Below are 2580 nucleotides of genomic sequence, written 5' to 3'. Positions count from 1 at the left end.
GTCCAGCGCCGGCGGGACGTCCGGACGCGGTCTATCTGCCAGCGTGCGTCAATGCCATGTTCGGACCGAGCGAGGGCAACACTGGAGTTCAGCGAGCCTTCGAAGCGTTATGTGCCCAAGCAGGTCTCGTCCTTGCCGTGCCGGACGGCGTCGACGGGCTGTGCTGTGGAACACCTTGGTCGTCCAAGGGCATGGCCACTGGCTATCAGGCGATGCAACTCAAGACGGTGGCCGCCATCATCGCGGCTTCCCGGGATGGTGAAATACCGGTGGTGTGCGACGCGTCCAGCTGCACCGAAGGTCTGCTCAAGATCCTGCAGCAGGATGCGTCGGCCGTCCCCGTGGTCGACGCCGTCAGTTTCGTGGCCGACCGGGTGCTACCGCGACTGCCGGCCCACCAGAAGTTGGCGTCCCTGACTGTGCATCCCACCTGTTCGTCGGCACAATTGGGCACCGATTCCGCGTTGCTGGTTGTGGCCCGTGCCGCGGCCGAGGTGGTCGTCGTGCCAGATGACTGGGGCTGCTGCGGATTCGCCGGTGACCGGGGGATGCTCCACCCCGAATTGACTGCGTCAGCAACTACCGCCGAGGCAGCGCAGGTGCGTGCCCGCCCCACCAGTGGGTACGTATCTTGCAACCGCACCTGTGAGATCGCAATGACACGTGCGACCGGACAGGACTATCGTCATGTGATCGAGGTCCTCGCCGATCGTGCATCTGCGCCCGCAAGGGCGTGGTGATCCACCAACGCGACAAGGCCAGGTTTTGTCCGCAACGCTGGGTACAGGACCTGGCCTCGCCGCAGGCGATCAGCCCATCTGGAATGGATCGCGTGTAACTCCCGAGGTCTCGATGTACACCGACTTGACCTCGGTGTACTCGAAGATCGCGTCGGTGCCGTTCTCCCGGCCGACACCACTCATCTTGGTGCCCCCGAATGGCACGGCTGGCGACGAGACTCGGTAGGAGTTGACCCACACGATCCCCGCCTCCAATCGTGCCGCAACCCGATGCACCCGGCGCACGTCGTTCGTCCACAGGCCCGACGCGAGGCCGTACTGACTGTCGTTGGCCAACCGTACGGCTTCTTCCTCGGAGTCGAAGGGAAGCACGATGACCACCGGGCCGAACACCTCCTGACGCAGGATGTTCATCTCCTCGGTGACGCCGGTGAGCACGGTGGGACGCACGAAGTTGCCGGTCAAGCCGGTGTCCCGGCCACCGCCGCACTCCACCACGGCGCCCTGTTTCCGGGCCTCCTCCAGCAGGGCGAGCACCTTGCTGAACTGAGGCTCAGTCGAGATCGGGCCTACCTCGGTGGTCGCGTCCTTGGGATCCCCAAGCCGGATCCGTCCGGCACGCTCGGACAGTCGCTCGACCACCTCGGAGTACAGCGGACGCTCGACGTACACTCGCGCACCTGCATGGCACATCTGCCCGGCCGCGGCGAAGGCGCCGGCGGTGATGCCGTTGACGACCGCTTCGACGTCACTGTCGGCGAAGACGAGCTGAGCCGACTTGCCACCCAATTCCAAAGACACCTGCGTGACGGTGTCGGCGGCACTCTTGGCGATGGCGATGCCGGTGGCCGTCGAGCCCGTGAACGCGACCCGCGAGACCAGCGGATGGGTGACCAGAGCCGCCCCGGTCTCGCGCGACGACGAGGCGACGACGTTGAAAACTCCGGGCGGGAATCCGGCCTGCTCGAAGAGCCGCGCGAACGCGATCATCGATGCCGGCGTGAATTCCGACGGCTTCGCAACGATCGTGCAGCCGGCGGCCAGCGCAGGCGCGAACTTGTACATGCCGAGGATCAACGGTGCGTTCCACGGCAGGATCGCCCCCACGACACCGAGCGGCTCCCGCAGGGTGTAGATGAAGTAGTCCGGGTGCGCGTCCGGAATCGACTGCCCGTAGATCTTGTCTGCCAGACCAGCGAAGTATCGCAACCACACCGGCAACAGGCCGATCTGTGATTCGGCATCGCGCCGGAGCTTGCCGTTGTCTCTGACTTCGATGTCGGCCAGCACGCCGGCTTCTCGCTCCACCACGTCGGCCAGCCGGTTCATCAGCCGACCGCGATCTGCCCCCGATAGCCGGCCCCACGTTCCACGGAACGCGGCCTCGGCGGCGCGGACCGCGCGATCGATGTCCTCGGGTCCGCCGTCGGCGACCGAGGCCCAGGGATGACCCGTAAATGGGTCTTGGGATCGATAGCGCGCACCGCTGAGAGCCGGCACCTCCTCACCGTCGATGTAGAGGGAGAACTTCCGGAGCACCATTTCTGCGGGGTCGGTGATCATGAACGCACCGCCGGAGCGCCGGCGCCCCGCACACCCGAGCCGTCCGCGGGGATATCACGACCATCCAGCAAGAACGCCGGCCCGCTGACGTGATTGTCCACCAGGTGAACGTTCACATCGATCGGCACGTCGATCACGTACGGACCCGCAGCCGCCACGCCACGCTGCAGGGCCGGCCCGAGATCAGCAGCCGAGGTGATCCGCTCACCGTCGGCGCCGTAGGCCCGCGCGATGCCGGCGTAGTCGGGGTTGGTGAACTTCGTCCACGAGCCACGCC

3 protein-coding genes are annotated in these 2580 nt (G+C 66.2%); 1 reads left to right on the top strand and 2 read right to left on the bottom strand.

The genetic code is table 11. From position 1 onward, the window contains the following. Positions 1-740 (top strand): heterodisulfide reductase-related iron-sulfur binding cluster (locus ACRDUX_RS13675; RefSeq protein WP_526414570.1); only part of this gene is annotated, 740 nt, incomplete at its 5' end. A gap of 69 nt (positions 741-809) precedes the next feature. Here ACRDUX_RS13675 and ACRDUX_RS13670 read toward each other — a convergent pair. Then, positions 810-2303 carry an aldehyde dehydrogenase gene (locus ACRDUX_RS13670; RefSeq protein WP_526414569.1) on the bottom strand — a complete coding sequence of 498 codons (1494 nt, stop codon included), beginning with the start codon at positions 2301-2303 and terminating at the stop codon, positions 810-812. Further along, the coding region (locus ACRDUX_RS13665; RefSeq protein ID WP_526414568.1) for a thiamine pyrophosphate-dependent enzyme at positions 2300-2580 on the bottom strand (281 nt) is incomplete at its 5' end. The genes ACRDUX_RS13670 and ACRDUX_RS13665, both read right to left, overlap by 4 nt.

This window comes from Mycobacterium sp. (assembly GCF_050701675.1).
Taxonomy (GTDB): Bacteria; Actinomycetota; Actinomycetes; order Mycobacteriales; family Mycobacteriaceae; genus Mycobacterium.
Note: the sequence above shows the minus strand (reverse complement) of the source record. Positions and strands in the feature narration are given on the sequence as shown.

Bases quoted from the DNA above. Each gene is read 5' to 3' on its own strand.
- ACRDUX_RS13670 (WP_526414569.1), bottom strand. From the start codon at position 2,303: ATGATCACCGACCCCGCAGAAATGGTGCTCCGGAAGTTCTCCCTCTAC.